Origin of the sequence: Saltatorellus ferox, assembly GCA_007751475.1 — a bacterium.
Lineage (GTDB): Bacteria > Planctomycetota > UBA1135 > UBA1135.
On record CP036434.1, the window covers coordinates 6634777 to 6658047 of the forward strand.

Here is a 23271-nt window from a genome sequence, read left to right on the forward strand (position 1 = left end):
ATGTTCGCGCAATACGCCTCCACCGCTGCCGTTCTCCTCGTGGCCTTCGTCGCCTACATGCGCGCCACGGCGGCCCTGCGCGCCGCCGAGGACGCGGCGCGCGACGCCACCCGCTCGGCGAATGGCGTGAGAGAAGAACTGGAACAACGGATCGATACCCTTCAGCGTCTGCTCGCCAGGCTGGCGGCGGGCCAAACCTTGACCTCTGAAATGATCAACGACGGACAGCTCTGGAAGGATGTGCACGGCGACGAAGCGCATCGAATCGTGATGGAAGCCTCGGGCAAAGCATGCGTCATCGACGTGCGCACGCCCCAGGAAACCGCCGGAGGCATCGTCGACGGCGCTCTCCTGATCCCCATGGACGAGATTCCGGACCGCGCGGCCGAGATCCCGAACGACGGCCGCCCCGTGCTCATCTATTGCGCGGCCGGTGGCCGCTCGGCCGCGGTGTGCGACCACCTCGCCAAGCAAGGCTACGAAACGCTCCACAACCTGGTCGGCGGCTTCAGCGCCTGGCCGGGTCCCACGGGCAGGCCTTCCTAGGACCACCCCACGCATGCTGGACTCCACCACCATCGAGAGAGACCTCGCCTTCGCCATCGAAGCCGCTCGCGTCGCGGGCGAGCGCGGCCTCGCCCTCCGGGCCGAAGATCGCTGGGAAGGCAAGATGCTCGGCGACGTCTGCGATCAGGCCTGTGACGGCTACCTGCACGGTTTCCTGACCGGTCGCTACCCCGACGACGGCATCCTCTCGGAGGAGACGACCGACACGCCCGAGCGGCTCGACAAGTCCCGCGTCTGGATCGTCGACCCGCTCGATGGCACCAAGGAATACGCGCAGCTGCGCGACGACTGGGGCGTCCACGTGGCCCTCGCCGTCGACGGCCGCTGCGCCCTCGGTGCGGTGGCGCTGCCCTCCCAGGGCAAGATCTACTACGGCGTTTGTCAGGACGGCGCGCACCACAGCGGCGTCGTATGCACCGGTGAGCACAGGATCGTGACGGGGACGAGCGCTTCGCCCGCGAAGCCGCGCATCGCCGTCAGCCGGAGCCACACGCCCGAATGGGTGGACCGCTTCGCCAGCGCCATGGACGGTGAGCTGGCACCGGCGGGCTCCGCGGGCAACAAGGTCGCGATGCTGCTGGCGGGCGACGCGGATATGTACGTGCACAAGATCGGGCTCAAGGAGTGGGACACCTGCGCCCCCGAGACGATCGCGCGCAGCGCAGGCTGGCACGTTTGCCGCCTCGACGGCACCGAGCACACCTACAATCGTCGCGATCCGAAGAACCACGAACTGGTCGTGTGTCGGCCCGCGGTGAAAGAGCAGGTCCTCGCCGCGCTGAAGGCATCAGGCGCGCTCGAAGATCGCCTGGTGAAGTGACGGGAGCCGGAGCCGGAGCCGGGAGCGCCGAGCCCGGGCCCCAGCTCGTTGCCTTCGTCGAAGAAACGGCGGGGCCGGTGAGCCGCTGGCGCGACGCCTCCTGGGATCACGCCGAGTCGGAGGTCTGGGAGGCGAGTCTCCAAAGCGGTGGCCGCGTCTTCCTCAAGTGTCATCGCCAGCCTGGCAAGTTCGCCCAGGAGCGCGAAGCCTTGGAGCGCTGGGCGCCAGCCGTCGGCGAGTGCCCGGCGCTGCTCGCTGCGCGCGGACAGGAGCCGCGCGCGCTCTTGCTGGAAGCGGTTCCGGGCGAGCCGCTTCTCTCCGCAGGACTCACGGCGGAAGAAGAATGCGCTCACCACGAACGTGCCGGACGCTGGCTGCGGCGACTGCATGCTCTCCCCTTCGAGGACAGCGATCCTCTGGCCATTCCTGAAGCGCTGACGAAGCGCTCGGAGACCTGGAGCTCACGCGCCTCCGGCAGGGTCGAGCCGGGCCTGATCGCGGAGATTCACGCCCGCGTCTCCGCCCCGTGGCCCGCGGGCGCGCAGGTTCCGCGGCGCGTCCCCTGCCACCGCGACTTCACCGCCCGCAACTGGATCGCGTCAGGAGACTCGTTCCACGTGATCGACTTCGAGCACGCGCGCGCGGACTGGGCGCTCGTCGACGTCGAGCGAGCCCGCTCCTCGATCCCGGCGGGACGCGAAGCGCTCTGGTCCGCGTTCCTGAAGGGCTACGGGCACGCAGTGAACCATGCACTGCTGGATCGTCTGGAACTCCACGCGGCGCTGGCGCGAGTGGTCTGGGCCGTGGAGCACGAGGACGCAGAGTTCGAACGCTCGGGCCGGTCCGTCATCGCAGCGCGGCTCGAGCGATCCTGAGCGGGCACCAGCCGCCCTACTTGTCGAGGTTCTCGGGCAGAATCGGCGTCGTCTTGATCCTGTCGGCCAGGATCCATCGGTTGAGCGGCGTCGTGCTGTCGCCGGAGGTGTAGAAGCGAAGCCTGTTGAAGAAGAGCCACGTCTCGTCGCCGATCGGCTCCGCGGTGGTCACGAAGAACTCCTTCCACTCGTAGTCGTAGAACGTCACCGAGGTCGTGACGGTATCGAAGTCGATCCAGCCCTCGCGCTTCTTGTGCTCGCGCAGGTCGCCGCTGATGACGAGACGCGTCCACTCGCCCACCTCGTAGTCCTTCTTCTTGAGCGTCTCTTCAGCGGCGTTCCGGAGTTCCTCCGAGGTCGACGCGGCCTTGGGCATGCGCATCTCCGCGAGCCCGATCTTCGCCAGTTCCTCCAGGTGCCCCTTCGCGAGGTCCATCTTCTGGACCTGGGCGTCGCGGCTCGGCGGGTTCTCACGCTCCAGCGTCTTGTCTAGGATGCGCGCCATCTCCGCGCGGTGCCGCATCGTCGCCAGCATCTCCATGTTGCGCGCGAGCTGTCCCTCGCCAAGCACGTGCTGCTGCATCTTGTTCTCGTCGCCCGGATCGATCTGAAGGAGATCCTCGGCGACGCGAACGCCGTCGGCGGCGAAGCCGTCGAGCCCGTCGACGACGTAGCGCTCCGACTCGTTGATCTTGCGCGTTTCGGTTCCGGTAAGCGCGTTCGCGAGGCTGGCCACTCGGCCCGGCTTGACGGCGAGGTTGCCCTCGACGCTCTGGAGCCAGGCGAGGTCCTCGGGGATCTTCTTCGTGCGGCGCAGGTGCAGCTCGGTCGCCCATGCGCGAATCTGGGTCTCGCTGTAAGGCGGCTCGATGCGCGTCGGGAAGTTCTCGTCGCTGTATTTGTCCATCAGCCCGTCAAGCTTCTGGGTGACGACCGGCTCGGCCGCGCGGTCGGCGGCGATCTTCTCCAGCACGCCGTTGACAGAGTTCTCGTAGAGGTCGATGTTCCCCTGGACGACCTGGACGTTCTCGTGGCTCTCCGGGAAGGCCGCGAGGCGCTCGCGGAAACCCGCTATCTCCTTCTTCATTCCATTGACGCGGTTGGCGTCGAGGAAGAACTTGATCGGGATGGCCTTGGCGTTCTCGAAGGCGCGGTTCACGTCCTCGTGCAAGCGGACGACCTTTTCGTGGTCGTAGACCTTGCCGGTAGAGGGCGCCGGCTTCGGGGGCGCCGGCTTCGGGGGCGCCGGCTTCGGGGGCGTGCCCGTTCCATTGCCGCCCGTTGGAGGGGTCGCCGGCGGGGTCGCAGGCGGACTGGACGGCGCAGGCGCTGGCTTGGCGTCCCGCTTGGTCTCCAGCTTCTTGAGCACTTCGTTGTGACGCTTCATCGCCGCCTTCCACTCGGGCGTTGATTGCTGGACGACGGCATTCAGCCGCTTGGTCGCCCATCCGAGCTGATTCAGAAGCAACTCGGCCTTCTTCTTGTCGCCCGCCGCCAGCGCCTTCTCGGCCGCTTCGACCTCGGCGATTCGGCCCACTGCCTTCTCGACCATCGGGTCGCCAGCGGAAGCGCTGAAGGCCGGAACGAGCGCGCTCACCGAGCCCGCCGTGGCGGCGCCCAGCAGAAGGAGAAGCGAGAGAGAGAGCGTCAGATGGTCGCGCACGGGACTGAGGAGGAAGGGACTTGGCGGAAGCTTCAGGGGCCCGACGGGCCCCCCTGAACCGTGAGCCTGCCACGCCGGTCACGGCGGCCACCCAAAATCACGGATTAGGATCGTGCGCTGTCTCCTCCTTGGACAGAGCAGCGGCGCCCGCCCCGTTGCCTGGTGCTGGAGTCCGAGGAGCTCACAGCCTGGGCGAAATTTCCTTTTGCAGGCCGTTCGACGTCCCTGGCGCATCCGCTCACGCGGATGCGCGTCGAGCCAGAGCCATTCTTGCACAGTGCCTCAGGGTCTCCAGGTGACAGCGAGGGCGTTCGTCACGTTGAAACCGCCCGCCACGGCCAAGGGCCTGCCGTTCCAGGGCACGCCCAAGAAGGGCCAAGTCGGTTGGCCCGGATAGGTCCGACACCGAAACACGCGCTGGGGATCGTCGTAGACAACCTGCAGGAACCAGGTCTCGCCTGGAAGGATGGCCGCGCCAGCGGACATCGCCGCCGCCACGATTCCCTGCCCGAGGTCCACCGTGCCCGTCATCGAGGTGGATAGCACCGCTAGCGCCGCACCCGCGTCGACGCAAAGCACCCCCTCGCCGAAGAGCCGAGGCGCGGCGAGCGTCGGGGCCAGTCGCACCATCGCCATCTGGTTGGGTGGCAGCTGATCGGCGTACACCTCGAGGTCGTCGGCCGAGATCGAAGCGCTGCCTGCGGCAAAGAGACGACCCTCTTGCACGGTGCTGTTCCCACATCCGGACCAGTTGTCCGAGCTTGGGCAGGCGCAGATCGATCCCCTGCAAACCGTAGCGGTGACAGGGTCCCAAGGGGCAGGATAGCGGGCCGTGTAGATCTTGCCGCGGCGCTCGCCGCCGGTGATGCCGGTGACGGCGGGCAGCATCAGCCCGGATCGGTCGAAGGCCATCACGTTTCCGAATCCCTGGAGAGGGCCGGGGTGCGGATCGGTGAGGGTACCGACATGCTGCCAGCTGCCCGCGCTCCCCCGGTGAAACGACTCCACGGTTGCGTCGAGGAGGCCCCACTCGCGCACGTGATATTCGGAGCGCCCGACGACGAGGTCGTCACCCACGAGTCCAAGCGACACGCCGAAGCCCGCGTACGAGCTAGGTCGAGGGTCGAGAACGGCGGCTCCATGACTCCACGCTCCGCTCATTCGTTCGAAGATATGAACGATCCCCGCTCCGAGAAACGGCGGCAGGTCGAATCCGACCGCGGAAGCAGCGATACGGTCGCCGTCGATCTGGAGCCCGTGCCCGCCAAGCACGGTGCCCACCAGCCCCGCGGGCTGCTGGAGGTTCGTCATCAGGTTCCAACCACCCACCTGGCGCCCGTAGACGAAAAGCGTGCCCGCAGAGTACACGCCTCCGTTGGAGGCTCGCGGCGATGATACGACCAAAGTGTCGCCCTGCAGCGCCACCCGCCGCCCGTGGTCGGGGCTGACGGGAAAACCGGTGCCAGAGAGGGAACCGGCGAGCGTCGCCGAGAGTTGCCAGCCCGCGCCGGTGCGCTCGTAGACGTAGACCGCGCCTGCAAGGACTCCTCCCTCCGAGGCGGTAGGCGCTCCCACTGCAAGGGTGGTTCCATCCAAAGCAATCGATCCACCGAAGGTCGGAACGCCAACGGGATCCCCGGGATAGTCCAAGACATCGACCAGGACCCAGTCGCCGAGCTGGCGCTCGAAGACCTCCACCTCCCGGTCGGGGTGACCATGGGAGGCGGCGGCGAAGTCTCCGGAGACCGCGACGGACGATCCGAGCTGATCGAGTGCCAGTCCTTGAATCACCTGGGTGCGGACCCAGTTCGAGCCGACGAGGTCGAAGAAGTGAACCGAACCCGCCTGGTTGGCCGTCGTTGCGTCGTAGGGCGCGCCTACGACGGCGGTGGTCCCATGGATGTCGACCGCCAGCCCAAAGAGCGATCCGTCGGAAACGTCCACCGGGGCGAGCACCTGCGGCGAGGCCTGCCAGGCGAGAGCGAGGCATGGAAGGAGAGCGATCATCATGGAAGCGAGATTGGGAAGAGCCGAACGATCATCGAAGGCAAAGGATGCGCCATGGGAAGTGACGCCCCTCGCACCGCTGAGTCTGAAGCATCAAGGACAATCTCGCCACGGAAACAGGCAGGAGCGGCCAGAGGCAGCCTCCGCCTGCACGTACGCTGACGTCGAACCAGCGGATGCTCTGATGGAGACGGCCATATCACCCTGAGCCGGGCCATGAACTGCCAAAGTGGTCAGGAGTGCTGGTCGAAGTGCCCGCCCCTGACTCATCCATTCAGATCAACGTCCCGCTCGATCTGGCTGCACTACCGGCGCCCATGGTCACTCGCCGCCCGGCACTGGCCATCAAAGACTGGTACTTTCGAACTTGTTTCCGCGACCAGGTGGTTCCATCGTTCTTCCACTTGTCGCACGCCGCCAGTATCGACTTCTGCTGACAGGCTTTTGCCGTGGGCGCGCTGATCCAACCCACTGGGAAAACCTTTCGACGAAGATGTCCCATGTATTGACGATGACCTGGGCGCGCCTTTGCTTTCTGCATTGGCCCATGCCGGTCGAACTCCTGCGACCACGCATCCCGGCCGAGCTGGAGATCGACACCTTCGAAGGCCAGGCCTGGGTCGGCGTCGTGCCCTTCGAGATGCAGGCGGTTCGCTTTCGCTTCTTGCCGCCGCTCCCCACGGCGCACCGGTTTCCCGAGCTCAATCTGAGGACGTACGTCCGCCATCGCGGCCGAAGCGGCGAAACCCCTGGCGTCTGGTTCTTTAGCCTCGACGCCTCATCCGCGCTGACCGTGCTCGGCGCGCGGGCGACGTTTTCACTGCCCTATATGCACGCGCGGATGGCGATGAACGAGCCTTTGACGGCCGGCAGCTGGATCCAGTACCGATCCGAGCGCACGCATCGCGGCGAGCCGCCCGCTCGCTTCGAGGGCCGCTATCGGCCTTCGGGACCGGCCGTGACGAGTCAGCGAGGCACCCTCGAGCATTTCCTGACCGAACGCTACGCCCTGTTCGCCCAGGCGGGCTACGGCGTTCCCAGGAAACTCCTCGGTGGCGCCCTTCGCTCACCTCTGCTCCGCGGTGACATCCAGCATGCGCACTGGCCGCTGCAGCCCGCCGAGGCCGAGATCGAGCGGTGCGACATATTCCGACTGATCGGCCTGGACGAACCGCCCGCGGGTGAGCCTTTGGCCCACTACGCCGAGTCGATTCCAGTCCGGGCATTCCGGCCTGTTCCCGCCGGGGACGCCCGTCGCGCTCCCTGACGGCGGCCCTCCATCACGGGTCGCCCGCGCGTGAGCTGACGAGGCACCGACGCCAGACCGACGGACTCAAGTGTGCTGGTCGAGGCCTGAACGGCAAGCGCCGCGGCCAAGTCGGCCAGCGGAAGCCGTGGCCGTATCGACCGCAGCGTAGCGAAGAAACGCACGAATGGAGGTGGTCGCCGAGCGACCCCCGGCAGGGACACAGCGGGTCCGTCCCCCTTCCTCTCCCACGCTCCCCGCCCATGTTCATCGCAGCCCTCGCTCTCCTCTCCCTGGCCGCCCCCCAGGACGCCGTCGCCGTCCTCCAGACGGGCGACGTCCTCACGGGCGGACTCACCGTGAGTTCCATCTATAGCCAGGCCGTGTCGAACACGGGCTCCTGGGTCGCTGTGGCGAACACGACCGACGCCTCGTCGACTTCCGGGACCGTCATCGTCCAGGACGGTCTCGTTCTGATGCGCGAGGGCGACACGCTGCTCACGGGCGAGCGCGTCCGCTACATCGTTACCGCCGACATCAGCCCGACGGGCACGGTGGCGACGGCCGTCACCGTCTACGACGCCAGCGGCACGACGGGCTCGATCGGCAAGCTCGCCATCGACGGGCGCGTCGTGCTCTCCAGGGGAGACGCCCTCGTCGGGCCGAACGTGCCCGCCGGCGCCGAGGTCCTCCAGATCAACGACGTTCGCCACCGCGGCGCGATCACCCTCATCAGCGGCACCATCCGCGACAACGCCCAGGGCGAGCGTGACGCGCTTCTGCTCTTCCAGGGGATCGGCTCCGTGACGCGCACCGTCGACATCCTCGCGCTTGAAGGCGCGCCCACCCCCGGGCTCTCTGCCCCCTTCACGAGCTTGAACTCGCGGATGGCCCTGGCCTCCGACGGGACGGCGGCTGCGCCGGTCAGGATCGGCACGTTCTCGAACGGGACGACAGCGGTCGTCACCGACCAGGGCGGAATCATGGAGGAGGGCATGCCAGGTCCGTTCCCGGGCTCGACCTGGAGCGCCTACCAGGGCCCCACCGTGGCCGCCGCCACCGGCGGCCGCTACGCCTTCTGCGCCCACGTCCTGGAGGCCGGCGGAACGGCGACTGACGTCCTCATGGTCGACGGCGCCATTCTCGCCCAGCTAGGTCAGCCCCACCCCGCCTACCCCGCCAACCCCATCGTCAACCTGGGCGAAGTACCGCTCGAGCGCAGCAGCGCGGGCGAGGTCTTCTACACCTCGCTCGTCTCCGGCGTGGGCCGCGTGCTCGCGGTCGATGACGAGCCGCTGCTCGTCCAAAACACGAGCCAGGCCAGCGGGATCCCGATCATGTCTCTCGGCGGAGCGACGAACTCGCTCGCGATCTCGGACAGCGGCGACTACGTCCTGATCCAGGCAGGGCTCGCCAACGGCCAGCTCGCGCTCGCGCTCGTCGAACGCTCCGTCGGCGTTGCCACCGGATGCGCCGTCACGGCGAACTCCACGGGCGCGCCGTCCGCGCTGCGCGGCGACGGCTCCGCGTTCGCCTCGGAGAACCGACTGGTCCTGGAGGCCACGGACCTTCCGCGGTTCTCGTTCGGCTACCTGAACACCTCGCCGTCATCGGGCTTCGTGGCGAACCCGGCCGGAAGCGCCGGCAACCTGTGCCTCGGCGGCTCCGTGGGGCGCTTCATCGACCAGGTCGGACAGAGCGGCTCGTCGGGTACGATCACCACCGTGGTCGACACGACGAGGATCCCGCAGCCGCTCGGCGCAGCCGCCGCTCAGCCCGGCGCCACGTGGTACTTCCAGCTCTGGCACCGCGACTCGAGTTCGAGCGGCCCGACGTCGAACTTCTCGAGCTCGCTGGCCGTGACGTTCCGCTGATACGGACCGAAACGCGGCGAGGTCACCGATGAGCCCCGTTCGCGCGGCCGCGAACGGGGCTCATCCGGCTCACTGGAAGTCGACCTGCAAACCGTTGCTGAAGTTCGACGTGGCCGAACCGCCGACGCTGTCGCGGAACCAGGTCTGGAAGTTCCAGGTGTCCCCGGCGATGACCGCGACCGCTCCGGTCGGCTGGGGAATCGCCGCAAGGTCGATCGCCAGGCTGAAGCTTCCCGTCGCGCCCGACTGCTGAATCTGGCCAGCACCGACGTAGCGGCCGATGCTGCCCAGAATACAGAGGTTGCCCGCGCTACCGGCGGGGTTCATCACGAAGCCCTGGGTCTGGCTCACGATGAAGAAGCCGAAAGAAGACTGCGGAAGCTGCGACGCCAGGAGCGTGACATCGTTGTCGCCGACGGAGGAGCTTCCATCTGCCTCCAGCAGGGCTGGCTGCCCCGTGGAGTTCGAGTTCACCGAGCAGTAGGCCGTCCCCACCCCGTCCGAGGTTCCGCGGACCTCGAGCCGGTTGAAGAAGGTGCTGATTCCTCCGTTGAACTCGTAGTTCAGCGCGGTAGCACCTGCGCCTGTGGGAAGCGTGGCAGGACTGGATCCCTCCCAGAGGAACGCATCACCCGCCATGGGAATCGACCGTAGATAGACCCAGTAGCTGGCTCCTGGACTCAAGGTGAAGGAGGATCCCGCCGTGAACGTGAAGTCTGCCTGGCCGACCAAGGCAGCGGGATTGTCCAGCGTGAAGACCGGGCTACCGGGCGTACCGCCAGCGTCAGACCAGATCTCGAGCAGTGGCGTGATCATGGCCCCCGTGACGTTCAACGAAAGGATGACTTCCTCGAGCGCGTAGGGGGTCGCGCCCATGGTGAAACCGAACGCCTTGTACTGCGTCGTGGCGGTACCGCCAAAGGCCGTCCCGGTGCCGAGTCCACTGGAGAAGTTGCTGATGATGACGTCGTTCGCCAGCGACGGCATGGCGAGGAGACAGCTGACGGCGGCGAGCCAGGGGGTGGAGACTCTCATGATCGTGGGGTGGGGACTGGGGTTGTGAGGACTGCGAACAGACGGTCCCCAGCGTAGCCAATCGCCAGATTCTCGCTGAAGTAAGTGTCAGACCGTCGTCGTGAGCACACCCAGGTGCGCCGCCTCGCAGGAACGAAGGAAAGCGCGAAAGGCATCCTCCTTTCCGTGAAGCCGCACGAGGTAGACGTCCGCCCCGCTATCGGCCCGGCTCTCGAAGAGCGTCGAGAGCCGGAGCCCGTGGACGACGCACAGCGCCGCGATATCCGGCCGCGGAAGCCGATCTTCGTGGGTCCAGACCAGCGTCACGGCCCGGCCGCCCGCCTGCGTGAAGTGGTCCGCAAACCCGCGCAGGAGATCCGTGATCGTCACCATTCCCACGAGCTTGCCCTGGTCCACGACCGGCATGCAGCCGATGCGTGCGGCCTGCATCTCCAGCGCGATCCTGTCGATGGGATCGTTGAGTTCACAGGTTCTCGGGTCGCGGGCCATCACCGTGCCGATGAGCACGCGGACGGTGTCCTCGGCCGGCGTATCGAGATCCGCGATGAGGAAGGGCAACGCCCGCGTCAGGTCACGCTCGGAAACCACCCCCACCAGCTCCCCATCCTCCAGCACCGCCGCGTGGCGGATACAGTTTCGCTGGAACATCTCGAAGACGTCCCTGCAAAGCTCGTCGGGCCCCACGCTTCGGGGGCTCCTCGTCATCGAGTGTCGAATCAGCATCGCAGGGGAGGTATCGGCCGACCCGGTCCGACCCTGAACCTGGATTACCGGCCCTCTACCTTCAGGAGCGGCGCCTCCAGCTTGCCGCCCACCACGTAGACCACCTCGTCGAAGCGTTTCCATGGCCTGCGGGAAGGAAGTAGCCCCGCGGCGACCAGTCCGTCCTCGGCGACCACGTTGAGCAGGAGCGCGCGCTCTCCGGATACGTATGCGCGATGAAGCACGACCTTCTCCACGCCGGTGAGCTCGCCACCTTGGATGTGGAAGAACTGACCCGGTTCGACCTTCCCGCCGCGCAGCGCGCTTCGATAGCTCTCGACGAAATCGTTGTAGTTCCGCGCCCACGCCTTGTGGGTTTCCGGCATCACGTCGCGGACGTCGTCGAAGTCGTAGCCAATGGACCCCACCATCATCGTCGCCACCTGTCCCCGCGTCGGTTCGAAGCGCTGGTCGAGGTACGGCGCCTCCCACCAAGTCCCGTCCTGGCGAACGGCCGTTCGGTCCGCGTGGGCGGCCCCCATCTTGAAGACCACGAGACCTCGCTCCAGCTCCGACGGGACGAAACGATCGCCGTGGAACTCCGTGATGTTGCGCAGGATCGAACGCTGACGTTCCCCCAGCTGCCTGGCTCCGCCCTGAACGAGCGCTGCTTCCTCCAGGTTCGTGAGCGCGTTCCCGACGAATGCCGACGACATCCATGGGAGCGGCGACGCGGCCGATTCGTGTTCCCCCAGGATCCCGCGAAGGCGGCCGATCTCCTTCAAGACCGCCGCTGAGGTGATCCGCTCGGGTAGCTCCACCTCGAACTCCGAGTCGATCGCCCGGAAGTACGCCGCGAGCGCGTCCTCGAGCGTCCGACGAAAGTCGAACTCGGCGTCGAGACAGGCCACCACGACCCTCGACTCAGGGCTCTCGCGGTTCCAGACCCGGACCGAATCAAGAAGTTCCCTGGTGAGCGCCGAGATCACGAGCGGGCGAAGGGACGTCTTCCAGAAGCGCTCGGCCTCCTCATCCGAGGCGATCGTCACGTAGTGATCGAAGTGCGCGGAGTGGGAATAGGACGTCTCCAGGAAAAGCGTCGAGATGCGCCGCTCCTGCAGCAGCCAGCCAAGCACGTCCAGGAAGAGTCGATTGATCGCTCCGTTCCAGTGGGACTCGCCGAAGAAGAGCACGCGCGGCTCCTCCACCAGGGCTCCGAGGCGGCGCTGGAACTCGTCGGCCAGCCCCGAGCCACCCTCGTTCGCGTGGACCGGCGAGAGATCCACCGCAGAGAGGGCGTCCTTCACGGGGCCCAGCTCCTTCTCGAGTGCCTCCGGGGACGGCAACGCGGGAAAGAACCCGGTGCTCTTCAGCTCGAGGTCGCCGAAGCGATGGTCTCCTTCCAGCTCCACGCGCCCCATGAGCGTGACCGTCGCGGCCCTCCGCCCTGTGCGCACGCCGAAGATCTGCCGGAACCCGACACCCGTCGTCCCCGTGTAGGCCAAACGCGTTCCGTCGGCATTCCTCACGTAGATCCCTGTCTCGGGATCCGCGAACGTCCTACCGCCAAGGGTGACGGTCGCGCCCCCGATCCCCCCGATCCGCAGGAGCGGTGCTAGCCACTCGGGATGCCGAAAGCCGTCGGCGGGTCCCAGGAACACCGTCGGACCCGAAGGCGCCGCCTCGAGCGTCGACTCGGGAACCAGCCGCCCCTTCATCGCGGCTCGGCCCTGGTAGAAGTCGAACATCCGACGGGCGAAGGCGCTGAGTTCGGCGTTCTCCTCTTCCTCCAGAGACGCAGCGAGTACCCACGTCCACGCGGCGGCCTGGTCTTGTACAGCGGCCGCGTCTTGCGCAGCGGACGAGGCGAAGGGAGCGAGCCACGAGCAGACGATGACGAGGCGAGCAAGGAAACATGCCATGCCCCGAGGATACCAGCACTCAAGCCCCCCCGGCAGCCGACGCGCGCGGTGCCGGCTGGCATCCCTCGCAGAGGTAGAGCCGCCGCGATCCGACCTCGATCTTCTCCAGCTTCCTGCCGCACTCGGGGCACGGCAGTCCCTCCCGCGCGAACGCCGCGTGCCGATAGAGCCTGCGCGGGACGCCCTGGGCCTTGGCCTCCGCCACGCGCGCCGGGCAGTCCGTGATCCCACCGGTGCGATAGGACTGACGCGTCACGTCCAGGATCCAGCGCGCGAGGTCCGCGCGATCGCCCGGGTCCAGGTCCTTCGGCCGCCAGCTCGGATGCAGCCCCGACCACCACAGGATCTCGGAGCGCAGGTAGTTGCCGAGGCCGCTGACGAAGGACTGATCCAGCAGGAGCGCCCCGAGATTGCGCCCGGAGAAGCGCCGGTCCTCCATCTGCGCGATCACCTCCTCGGCCCGTACGCGCGGGTCCACCGCGTCGGGACCGAGCTTCACGAGGTAGGGATGGACCTCTTCCTCGGAAGGACTCAGCACTTCGATTTCCGACGCGCTGTAGAGCAGCGCCGACTTGCGCTCGGTCTGGATCTCCATACGCAGCGAACGCCCCGTCTTCGGGTAGAGCCCCGCGCCGCGCACGTACCACTTTCCGTAGAGCTGATTGTGGCTGTAGACCGCGTAGCCGAGGTCGAAGCGCGTGAGGATCGCCTTGCCGCGGGCCTCGACCGCCGTCACGGTGGCGCCCGTCAGCTGCGCCTCCCACGGGTGCAACCTCGGGAGGCCGAAGTGAACGAGCTGGGCTCGCTCGCCTGCGATGGCGGCCGCGATCTGATCGGCGGCGCGGTGAATCTCGGGACCTTCTGGCATGACGGCTACTCGCTGCTTCTCGGTGGCGCCAATGCGGCACCCAGCGCGGTTCCCGGCGTCAATCGACGCCAGCGCTGCTCGGGGCGGATCGAGTGGACTTTGGGGTCGCGCCATGCCTTGGGCCTGCCCGATGGATGAACCTCCTTCTCGGCGTTCTTGCGAATCCCGCGCAGCATGCCACGGAAGACGAAGCCGTGCAGCGGCAGCACCGCGTACCAGTAGATGAGGCCGAACAACCCGCGTGGGATGAACGACGCAGTCTGCACCACCCGCACGAGACGATCCGACTCACCGTCGGCAGCCTCGTCGTCCGCGGGCTCCACGTGGAACTCCAGGAGCGCTTCGCCCGGTACCTTCATCTCCGCGCGCAGCGCGAGATGCTCGGGCGCTTCGATCCCGGTCACCCGCCAGAAGTCCAGGGCCTCTCCGAACGCTACGTTCTCCGGATCGCGACGACCGCGCCGCAGCCCGGGGCCGCCCACGAGCCGATCCATCCAGCCCCGCACGCGCCAGAGCCAGTCGAGCGCGTAGTACCCGTGTCCGCCGCCCACGCGGCAGATGGCCTTGAACGCCGCGGCCTCCGACGAAGCCACGAGCACCGTCCACGTGTCGCGGAAGACCTCGCCACCCGCCCAGCCCGGATCGCCGGGGATCGGGCCCGCCGCGCTCCACGAGGTCTCGACATCCTGCTCATCCGTGCGCAGGAGCGCCGCGTCGATGGCCTCTTGGACCGTCAACAGCGCCTGGGGAATCAGGCCAGCCGCGTCGTCGTTCCGGCAAACGACCTCGTTCCGCAGCCCCTCCGCCAGCGGCCGGGCCATCCGCGCGCTGACCGGCGTCACGAGGTGAATCCAGGCCGAACTCAGCCGCGGCGTCAGAAGCGGAATCGCCAGCACCCGACGACGAGGGAGGCCGCGCGCCTTCGCCATCGTGTTCATGAGGTCGAGGTACGTCACGACATCGGGCCCACCGATATCGAGGGTCCGACCCGCCGTCTCCGGCGCATCGAGGGCGCCGATCAGGTAGGCGAGCACGTTGCGCACCGCGATCGGCTGGCACCGCGTCACCACCCAGCGCGGCGTGATCATCAGCGGCAGACGCTCGACGAGGTAGCGCAAGATCTCGAACGAGGCCGATCCCGAACCGATGATCATGGCCGCGCGAAAAACCGTCAGCGGCACGCTCGACGCCCCGAGAATCTGCTCGACCTCGCGGCGAGAGGACAGGTGCTCCGAGAGGTCGTCCCCGGTCTCGCCGAGGCCCCCGAGGTAGAGCATCCGCTCGACGCCGCCGCTCACGCAGGCTTCCACGAAATTCGAAGCCAGCCGCCGATCCACCTCACGGTACTTCGAACCCGCCGCCTGCATCGAGTGGACGAGGTAATAGGCCGCGCGGCAGCCGACCGCCGCCCGCATGATGGCGTCGATGTCGTTGAGGTCCGCTTCGACGACCTCCACGTTGGGGTGCCGAATCCAGCCGCGCGACTCCAGCTTGCGCGGCGAGCGCGCCACGCAGCGAACGTGGTAGCCCGCCTCCAGGAGGCGCGGCACCAGCCGACCACCGATGTAGCCAGTCGCGCCGGAGACGAGGATGGGTCGAGTGTCGAGGGTCACGAGAATCATTCGCGCCGGGGGCGCTCGCGGATGCGTCCGAAGGTCCCGGACTCGGGGAGGGTCACTCTCCCATTCGATCGAGTGCCCTGAATCAGAAGTTCGTCGCATTAGTTTCAGTCTGTTTCGTTTCGTAGCAAGGCGTCCGAACCGCAGTGCGTAGCAGTAGTTCCGTCCAAGGTTCGGCAACGCAGCTACGGAGCGAAACAGGCGAAACTAATGCGACGAACTTCTGATTCGGGGCACTAGTCTGCGCCACAGAATGCGGTTTCGCGAGTGCTGCCAGGATTCGCGCTCGCATGGCGCGCTGGACCACCCAAGCCAGAACTCGAGAATCCGGGCAGAGCCACGGGATCCGGTCGTCACGCCCCGCCATGCCATCGACTCGGATCCCGGGCTTCATTCGCCTGCCCTGCAAAGCCGCCCTGGTCACGGCGCTGGGGTGCGTGGTTGCAGCGCTCGTCTCTGCGGTTGTCGGGGGGGTATGGGTGCCGCCGGTCATCAAGGAGAACGGGCCCGCGGACTGGAGCCTCGACGGCCTCGGGTACCCGCCGAACGCTTCGCTCACCTCCTGCACCACGGCGGACGGCGTGACGCTCAAGGGGTTCTTCGTCCCCGCGGACGACGGCGCCCCCCTCGTCGTGCACTTCGCCGAGTCCGGGTCTTCCGGCTTCGACGGTGCGTTCTTTCGCAGGCAGTACGAGGGGCTCGCCCACGTGGGCTTCGCCTCTCTCGTCATGGACTACCGCGGGATCGGCGCCTCGGAGGGAGAGCGCACGCCCTCGCGCCTGGGCGAGGACGCCGCTGCGATCTACGCCCATGCCCGAGGCCTCGTGGGGGGCGACGAAGCGCGGCTTTTGTTGCGCGGCTGCTCGTTGGGCGCGGTGGCGGCCGCATCGCTGCTCGAGGGCGGGGCTCGCCCAGGGGCCGTGGTGGCCTGGGCGCCCGTGGAGGCCCGCGACGTGGCGCGGCGCTTCGCAGCCAAGGGGGACTGGGGCCACGCCGCCTGGCTGATGGCGCCGTTCCTGCGCGAGTTCGAGAGCGCTTGCACGACGGACCAGCTGCTCGAAGCCAGGTGCCCCGTCTTCGTGGGCGCGAGCCCAGACGATTCGCTCCTGGCCGGGGCGGAGCTGGCTCGATTTCGCGCCGCCAGCGAAGCGGGCAGGGTTGTGCTGCACGTCCCGGCGCACCTCACCGAGGGTGATAAGCCCGCGGGCCTGTCGGGCCACGGCGCCATCGCCAGCGCGTCCTATTGGATCAGCCCTGCGGAGACCGCCTTTCTGCACGACGCCTTCCCCGACGAGCCGGCCGCGGCTCGACGCGCGTACCGGCTGCTGGCCGCCGTCGACACGGCGCCGCTCGGTGGCGTGCCCGAGGAGCCGCGCTTTCGCGAGGCCCTCGAGTCGATCGCCTCGTTCCGACAGGATATGTGGCCGGCGGCCGCCGTGGCGGCCGCCGCCGTCCTGCCCGAGCCCTCCCTCGCCAAGGTTCTGGAAGGCCAGGCAAAGATCTGCTCGGAGGGCTGGTTCACCCGGTGGCTCACCTATCAAGACGACGCCAGCGACGCCGCGGCCCCCATCGAAGACCGCCTCCCTGGGTTGAACGAGATGCTGGCAGTCTTCAAGGCGGACATCGGCGACGAGGCGCAGGGGATCATGCTGGGCGCTGTGGGCACTGCACAGGGAACGCTCAGGCTGGCGCGGAGCTCGACCGGCGAGGCGCTCTGGACCCCCGAACGCCTGCTGGCACTGGTTCGGGCGCTGCGCGGAGACACATCCGATCCGTTTGTGTTCGACACCTCGAGCGGGGACGTGCCTGACATCCCGGGCCCCTTCGCTGGGCTCACCGTCGAGCGCGGAATCACCACGGACGAAGAACCCTCTGTGTCCGTCCACATGGTTCTGGTCTCCAATCGGCGCCCGAGCAAGATCCCTGTGAACCCGGAACGGCTCTTCGCCTCGCTCGGGATCCGCGACGGAGCGATCACCCCGGCGGAGGAGCGGCGGCTCCTTACCTGCCTCCTTCGTGCGACCTGGCACAGCCACGAGGTGAGGCCCGACCCTGGCGGCGACTGGTTGATCATGAAGAGGGACCCGGCGGAATCGCGATGATGCCATCCGAGTTGGACCTCTCGACCGCGTTCGACGTCCGGAAGGCGTCGACGATGGCTGGCGCGAAATTGGAGGACAGCCAGTCCCTCGTGGATGTTTTCTTCGATCCACGCGGCGACTCTGGGCTCCGAGTCCTGGTACTTGACCACGACCGTCTTGATGGCCTGCTCGGCGTCGGCCATCGTCGGCGCGTTGAAGATGGAGCGGAGTTCCTCCGCCATGTCCTTCTTCATCACGATCTTGGAGACGTAGGACTGCGCGTTGCGCTGCATGTGGCACTGGCATCGTTGCCAGGCAACGCCAGGGAAGACGGATGCGAGAGCGGCCTTTCTTCTTGAAGGCCAACCTCCCCTGGCGATGCCGGGACTCCCCCACTGGGCGATCCGGCTGATCTCCTCGCCGCCGCTCTTACCCTCTCCAACTTCTTCCGCGCCGTCTCCGGGTCCGTGATCAAAGAGATCATGTGCCGACGGCCCCGGCAGCGTGTGCAGCTCAGGACGTCTTCCGAGAAGACTTGCTTCAGAAGAAGCGCGTCCTGGACCCCCTCGGCCGTCGCTCCGCGTCCGTCGGGGAACCGTCAGGGGATCTGATCCAGCCCCCGGGTGGGCCTGTGCTGGCAGATTGAGGGAAGCGAGAGGACGAGCTGATCTGGCACAACGGCTCTGCCTTCGTTGCGAGTTCCTTCGTGGGGATCCGTCCAGCCGCCGATTTGGGCGTGGCGGCTGTCCAAAATCGGTTCGAGCTCACGGGCGTGCTGCTCGGCAGCAAGTGCGCGGCGGAGGCCATTGGCCGGTCCTCGATCCATGGAAATGAGCCGCATTGAGGGAGGAAAGAGTGTGACACATCGCCGATCAGGCGGTCTTCCCCGACATCTGAAGCCCCTTCCTGCTTCTCCCCTTCCACCCGGGCCTCCCCATGACCAACGCCTCCCTGACCCTCGCTTGCCTGCTCGTGTCCTCCGCCCCTGCCCAGGACGTCTGGGTGGACCCCGTCCTCGGGGATGACGCCAGCGCTGGCACCCAGGCAGAGCCCCTGCGCACGATCTCAGCTGCGCTCGCGCGCACCGACGTCACCGCGAGGCTCCTGCCAGGCGAGTACTCCGCAGCTTCTGGAGAGACGTTCCCTCTTCTCCTGGAGGGCTTCGATTCGATTCGCGCCGAGGGGGACGCCGAAACCACCCGGATCGTTCTGCCGGACGCAGGAGGCTCGCTCAGCTACGGAAGCCTCCAGATCGCCGCCGAAGCCACCATCCAAGGCGTCACCCTGGAGCAGGAAGGCACGAGCACGAACGCCATCACGATCGTCAATTCGCCTTACTCGGTCTACAACCACCTCGTCCTTCAGGACTCGCGGGTACTCGGTGGCGCGACGGGAGTCGCGGGCAACGCGAACGGAAGGATCACGATTCAGGGCTGCGAGATCGCCGGTCAGTCCGGCGCCGCCATCACCACTTTTCGCTGCTCACTTGCCCTCAGCGACGTCACGATTCGCGATGCGACCTCCGGGATCCAAGCCGCGTCGCTGGGGGCTCCGGTCCATCTGGAGCGCGTCTCCATTCTCGACGTGGCTGAGACGGCCATCTACCTCTACAACTGGCAATACGCCTACGCGCTCGAAGCGTCCATCCACGACTGTCTACTGGCAGGACACGAGCGGGGGATCCACTCCGATCAGGGCTTTGTCTGGAACGAGGTCGACGTGCGTGGCTGCACCATCGTCAGCGACCGCGGCCAAGGCGTTGTCAGGGACGACTCGGGAGGGTTCATCCACGTCGTCGACTCGATCGTTGCAGGGCATACACTGGGGGATCTGCAAGGCGTCGCTCGGTTCGAAAACTCCCTGGCGGAGTATGGCGCGCTCCCCGCGCATCGGCCAGGGAGCCTCGTCGGGGATCCCATGTTCGTCGATCGCGCGGGCGGCGACTTCCGCCTCGGCTGGGGCTCCCCCTGCATCGACTCGGCACAGCCAGGGTTCAGCCGGGACCTGACGGGCCAGCCCCGCGTCGTCGACGGCAACCTCGACCTCGCGCCCGCTCCGGACATGGGCGCCCTCGAACACCGCACCCTCACGGGGCCGGAGTCCATCCGCCTCGGCGAAACAGTAGCCTTGGAGCTGACAGGCCCGCTCGGCGGCTTCTCGACGGTCGTCATCAGCCCGGCTGGCTACGCAGCGGTCGGCGCCACGACGCCCTACGGCCGCTTCTTCCTCAAGCCGGGCGGCAGCTTCCGTCTTCCCTCCGTTCTCACCCAAGGCATCGCGCCCACCCAGCTCACGACGCCTCCCTTCACGGACCCTTCGCTCGTGGGGACACGGGTGGGGCTCCAGGCCCTGACGCGCTCGACCGACGCGCCCGCCGGAGGAGCCTACAGCCAGCCGCTCCTGGTTCGCATCGATCCCTGAGGACGGTCAGCCCCCTGCGTCTCCCTGCAGATCGAGAGCGGGGAGCCCGTCCAGGGAAGACACATTCTCCTCAGCACGGCAATCGCGTTCGCCGCTCTTTCCCTTCAACTCGGCCCAGCCGTCGAGGATCGGACGCTGGCCCCGGTTCTCCATGACGGGACGGAAGTCCAAGCGGGTGTCGACACGCCGTGTCCAAAAGGTCACCGAGGAGCTCTGGGGCCTCAAGGCCGCTTTCGCAACGGTCTTCCGTGGCGTTGCCTGGCAGCGATGCCAGTGCCAAATTCAGCGCAACGCGCAGTCCTACGTTTCCAAGATCGTCATGAAGAGGGACATGGCGGAGGACCTCCGCTCCATCTTCAACGCGCCGACGATGCCCGACGCCGAGCAGACCCTCAAGACGGTCCTGGCCAGGTACCAGGACTCAGAGCCCGGAGTCACCGTGTCAACCGAGGAGAACAGCCACGAAGGCGTCGCTGTCCTTTCATTTCCCGCCAGCCATCGTCGACATCTCCGGACCTCGAATGCGGTCGAGACTGATGGCGGGCCTCGTGACATAGCGGCAGAGCTTCTCCAGGTGCGCCCGATGGCCCTTCCGGATCAGCGCACGCAATGAGAACCCGTCAGCATTCACTACCAGCGGAGGCGGCACGTCTTGACTCCCCCAACCCGACGACTGGAACGCAAGGCCGAGATCAGGGTCGATGAGGCGCTTCAGCGGCTGCCCAGCACCAGGACCGAAAGGCACCAGCGACTTCACCGAGGCAGCCTGCAGGGCCGGAAAGAACGGATTCTCACGCGCGTCGCCAAAATCGAGAAGCGGCTGCTCATCGGCGCCCGCGTCCGCGTACAAGGTCGAAGCGGGTTGCGTGCAAAGCGCCATGGCCACGCCACGCCTCCGAGACGTTTCTCGAGCTGCTGCCATCGCTCCGGATAGAGCTGCAGATCCCGCGGCCGGGCGAAGTGGATCTCGGCGAAAAGGCCGTCGAGATCAGCGACAGCGCATCTTTCGGATAAGCCAAAGTGCTTTGCGCCGGGGCCACTCGCGGGTGCGTCCGAAGCTACCGGACCCGCGGGTGGTCACTCGCCCATCCGATCGATGGCGTCGCGAGCCGCTTCTCGCCGCGCCTCGTCCTCGGAACCCAGGAGCTCGATGAGGCGCGGAAGCTCCTCACGGGCGTCGAGCAGCCCGAGTCCACGGATAGACTCGGTCACCTGCAGCGACGTCGAAGCCGGATCCTGGATCGTCTCGACCAGCCGCGCGATGGCCGTCCCACGGCGCTCCTCCGCATCCTGGCTCCGGCGCCAGCGTTCGGTCACATCCCGGAGTTCCGTCATCTGCGCCAGGGCGGCAAAGAGCTCCTCGCGCGCCGATTCGGAGCGCGCCGCCTTCATGGCCTGGACGAGGTAGCGAGCCGCTTCGTCGCTGGCGAAGCTCGCCACGTAGTTCACCGTCTGGGTCCGGTCCGTGGCCCCCGCGAGCAGAATCGCTCCTCCGACCGGAAGGTGCCCCTCGAACCTCTCGGCGTCGAGCGCTCGGACCAGGTAGCTCTGGATCGCCGTCCGCGTCCGGTTGGCCTCGAGAAGCGTGTCGTTCAGCGCTGGGTCCCGGCGCTTCACGAGCGCCTCGATGACGCCGGAGAGCACCGGAGCCCCGCTGTGCTCTTTCCAGGAAGAGGGCGGAAAGCGTTCGAGCAGCGCGGCGACGATCGACTCCTTCTCGAACGGCACGTAGGTCTCCAGAACCGCGCTGTCCGGGGCCGCAGGGATGGCCAGTAGCTCCTCCAGGTAGCGCTCGGGATCCACCCCCATCCCGGACAATTCGCTGGCGGAGATCGGACAGCGACCGATGGTGGCCACGGCTCGAGCGATGACGGAAGCCGCGCCTTCCGGAGCGGGAACTCCCTCCAGCGACGCCATCTCGCTGAGGGCCCACGCACGCGCCTCGCCCGGAAGATGCTCGTCGTCCACGAGTTCCAGCCAGTGATCGCGCCGGAGGCTCAGATCCCCATCGTCCAGCCAGCCGAACTTGTCGTAGCCCACGCGCCAGAGCGCGCGGACCAACCGCATCTGCAGCGCGGGGGAGAGCTGCTTCAACGCCTCGACGTGCCTGACGTACCCCGTCGACTCACGCTCGCTTTCGATGGCAGCGCGCCAGGCCAAGCCATCAGCCTGCTCGTCGAAGACGCGGATCATCGGCTCACCGTCCCCCGTGGCCGCGGCGGCCTCGAACAGCTCGCGAACGATCGACGACCAGGAAACGACCCACCCGGCGTCGTCGCTCCCCTGGAGCCCCAGAAGCAGCTGGGCCATCGAAGCGACGGCGGCGTCCCGCTCCCGCGTTCCGAGCTTTCCAAGGCCCCTGAGTAGCACCAGGACTCCGACTGCCCGCGCCGCCGCTTCGTCCCGCTCGATCAGTTCGCGAGCCGCCTCCCGGACGACGGGCGTGATCGGCCCATCTTGCACACCCCGACGCACGAGAAAGTCGGGCACGAGCCGCACGAGTTCCCCAGGCGCATACCCGCGCTCGACGAACGCAGCCAGGAAGTGGTCCGCCAGCTCGATCGGCACGGGCGGCTCGGAGTAGAGCGACTCCACCACGCTCGCCCATTCGGAATCGCGAAGCGCCGAGCGCCCGTCGCCGACCGACCGCCACACGGAGGCATCGGCGAACGGGCCGCCTTCGGCGAATGCCTCGACCACGTGCAGCTTCTGGAGCAGTTCTCCCGCTGCACACAGCGAGACCGCCACGTCGAGGGCCGACTCCGGCGCCAGCCCTCCCAGGAGGCGGAGCGGGTCCAGCGCCTCGGCGCTCCCGCGCTCGCCCGTGGCGAGGCTCGCCATCACGGTGAGCTGTGGAACAGCTGCGGTACCCAGCTGCCGAAGGAAGGCCTCGTCCCCGGCCTGGACCGCGTCCACCACCGCCGCCGCCACCATCTGCGCCTGCGGCCCCTGTCGGCGCCTCTCATCGAGCGATTCAGGGCTGGCGCCGGACGCGCTGGCCTCCTGGACCGCCGTCCTCAGAAGCGTCTGTATTCGGTGGGGCGTGACCACGGAGCCGGCGGCCCGGGCGATCCCGACCGCCACCGCGTCGTCGCCAGCTGGGTGCGCCGAAGCCAGTCGAACCAGGAACAGATCACGCAGCGGCGTGAGTCCGAGTCGACGCTCGGACTCCAGGAACTCCTCGCGATAGAGCTCGCCCAGGAGCGTCACGCGCGCCGCGTCGGCTGGCTCCTCCCGAAGAAGAGCCTCCCCGCGCGCCACGAGCCCCTGCATCTGCGCGAGCGCGCCCGGCTGCTCACCGCGCGTCAAGAGGTCCGCGCGCCAGGCGGCGAATTCCCGGGCCAGGGCCTCGCGCGAGGAAGCGTCCGTCGAAATGGACGGTTCCTGGGAGGTACTGACCAAGAGGTTCGCCGGCAAGCCCGCGGGCTGGGCAGCGCCGAGGCCGAGGATCAAGAGGGTCCGTGGAAACATGAGCCGCGGGTGGTTGAGCTGCGTGAGGTGGGTGAGGCGAACGAGATGAGCCATGGACGAGCGGAAGAAGAGCGGCATGGCGGCGGAGGATCAGGGCGGG

The 23271-nt window shown here is 67.6% G+C and carries 16 protein-coding genes and 2 pseudogenes; 8 read left to right on the top strand and 10 right to left on the bottom strand.

Annotated features, from left to right (window positions below; translation table 11 throughout):
* From Poly30_RS28870 to Poly30_RS24060, 3 genes are read left to right on the top strand one after another with little or no spacing between them, the layout of a single operon-like run.
* The gene (locus tag Poly30_RS28870) at nt 1–546 is read left to right on the top strand and encodes a rhodanese-like domain-containing protein (protein ID WP_419190594.1); all 546 of its coding nucleotides are present in this window, start codon (nt 1–3) and stop codon (nt 544–546) included.
* A 13-nt stretch (nt 547–559) separates the two neighbouring features.
* Entirely contained in the window at nt 560–1387 is an 828-nt protein-coding gene (locus tag Poly30_RS24055; RefSeq protein ID WP_145203587.1) for a 3'(2'),5'-bisphosphate nucleotidase CysQ, read from the top strand.
* Entirely contained in the window at nt 1384–2262 is an 879-nt protein-coding gene (locus Poly30_RS24060; protein ID WP_419190595.1) for a phosphotransferase, read from the top strand. The genes Poly30_RS24055 and Poly30_RS24060 overlap by 4 nt, the downstream gene beginning before the upstream one ends.
* Before the next feature lie 16 nt (nt 2263–2278).
* Here the strand turns inward: Poly30_RS24060 and Poly30_RS24065 are convergent, their stop codons facing one another.
* Both Poly30_RS24065 and Poly30_RS24075 read right to left on the bottom strand, forming a co-directional pair.
* Nucleotides 2279–3925 (bottom strand): hypothetical protein, encoded by a 1647-nt coding sequence (locus Poly30_RS24065; protein ID WP_419190596.1) that lies wholly within the window; start codon nt 3923–3925, stop codon nt 2279–2281.
* 282 nt (nt 3926–4207) lie between these two features.
* Nucleotides 4208–5935 carry an FG-GAP repeat protein gene (locus Poly30_RS24075; protein WP_145203597.1) on the bottom strand — a complete coding sequence of 576 codons (1728 nt, stop codon included), beginning with the start codon at nt 5933–5935 and terminating at the stop codon, nt 4208–4210.
* A 508-nt stretch (nt 5936–6443) separates the two neighbouring features.
* Between Poly30_RS24075 and Poly30_RS24080 the strand changes: the two genes are divergently transcribed.
* Both Poly30_RS24080 and Poly30_RS24085 read left to right on the top strand, forming a co-directional pair.
* Nucleotides 6444–7199, top strand: a complete 756-nt coding sequence (locus tag Poly30_RS24080) for a YqjF family protein (protein WP_419191386.1) — start codon at nt 6444–6446, stop codon at nt 7197–7199.
* A gap of 242 nt (nt 7200–7441) precedes the next feature.
* Nucleotides 7442–9052 carry a hypothetical protein gene (locus Poly30_RS24085; protein WP_145203603.1) on the top strand — a complete coding sequence of 537 codons (1611 nt, stop codon included), beginning with the start codon at nt 7442–7444 and terminating at the stop codon, nt 9050–9052.
* 69 nt (nt 9053–9121) lie between these two features.
* On the opposite strand, the gene Poly30_RS24090 is transcribed toward Poly30_RS24085, so the two are convergent.
* The 5 genes from Poly30_RS24090 to Poly30_RS24110 form a co-directional block, all read right to left on the bottom strand.
* Nucleotides 9122–10087 (bottom strand): choice-of-anchor R domain-containing protein, encoded by a 966-nt coding sequence (locus tag Poly30_RS24090; RefSeq protein WP_145203606.1) that lies wholly within the window; start codon nt 10085–10087, stop codon nt 9122–9124.
* Between the two features lie 87 nt (nt 10088–10174).
* A complete protein-coding gene (locus Poly30_RS24095) occupies nt 10175–10810 on the bottom strand; it encodes a CBS domain-containing protein (protein ID WP_419190598.1) in 636 nt (211 codons plus the stop codon).
* A gap of 44 nt (nt 10811–10854) precedes the next feature.
* Nucleotides 10855–12711, bottom strand: coding sequence for a TraB/GumN family protein (locus Poly30_RS24100; protein ID WP_145203609.1), 1857 nt, complete (start codon nt 12709–12711; stop codon nt 10855–10857).
* Between the two features lie 19 nt (nt 12712–12730).
* Nucleotides 12731–13579: an endonuclease VIII gene (gene nei, locus Poly30_RS24105; protein ID WP_145203612.1), complete on the bottom strand. Its 849-nt coding sequence runs from the start codon at nt 13577–13579 to the stop codon at nt 12731–12733.
* Nucleotides 13580–13584: 5 nt separating this feature from the next.
* On the bottom strand, nt 13585–15201 hold the full coding sequence (locus Poly30_RS24110; RefSeq protein ID WP_145203615.1) for an SDR family oxidoreductase: 1617 nt from the start codon (nt 15199–15201) through the stop codon (nt 13585–13587).
* 362 nt (nt 15202–15563) lie between these two features.
* Here Poly30_RS24110 and Poly30_RS28875 point away from each other — a divergent pair, with 362 nt between their 5' ends.
* Nucleotides 15564–17300, top strand: coding sequence for an alpha/beta hydrolase (locus tag Poly30_RS28875; protein WP_419190599.1), 1737 nt, complete (start codon nt 15564–15566; stop codon nt 17298–17300).
* 101 nt (nt 17301–17401) lie between these two features.
* Here the strand turns inward: Poly30_RS28875 and Poly30_RS28880 are convergent.
* Nucleotides 17402–17572 (bottom strand): annotated as a pseudogene (locus Poly30_RS28880) (IS256 family transposase); the annotation flags it as partial.
* Nucleotides 17573–18215: 643 nt separating this feature from the next.
* Here Poly30_RS28880 and Poly30_RS24120 point away from each other — a divergent pair.
* Together Poly30_RS24120 and Poly30_RS24125 are read left to right on the top strand one after the other, a co-directional pair.
* Entirely contained in the window at nt 18216–19700 is a 1485-nt protein-coding gene (locus tag Poly30_RS24120; protein ID WP_145203618.1) for a right-handed parallel beta-helix repeat-containing protein, read from the top strand.
* A 151-nt stretch (nt 19701–19851) separates the two neighbouring features.
* Nucleotides 19852–20172 (top strand): annotated as a pseudogene (locus Poly30_RS24125) (transposase); the annotation flags it as partial.
* Nucleotides 20173–20181: 9 nt separating this feature from the next.
* On the opposite strand, the gene Poly30_RS28885 reads toward Poly30_RS24125, so the two are convergent.
* Both Poly30_RS28885 and Poly30_RS24130 read right to left on the bottom strand, forming a co-directional pair.
* Nucleotides 20182–20580, bottom strand: a complete 399-nt coding sequence (locus tag Poly30_RS28885) for a hypothetical protein (protein ID WP_419191412.1) — start codon at nt 20578–20580, stop codon at nt 20182–20184.
* Between the two features lie 197 nt (nt 20581–20777).
* Nucleotides 20778–23249 carry a hypothetical protein gene (locus tag Poly30_RS24130; RefSeq protein ID WP_145203625.1) on the bottom strand — a complete coding sequence of 824 codons (2472 nt, stop codon included), beginning with the start codon at nt 23247–23249 and terminating at the stop codon, nt 20778–20780.
* Nucleotides 23250–23271 lie beyond the last annotated feature (22 nt).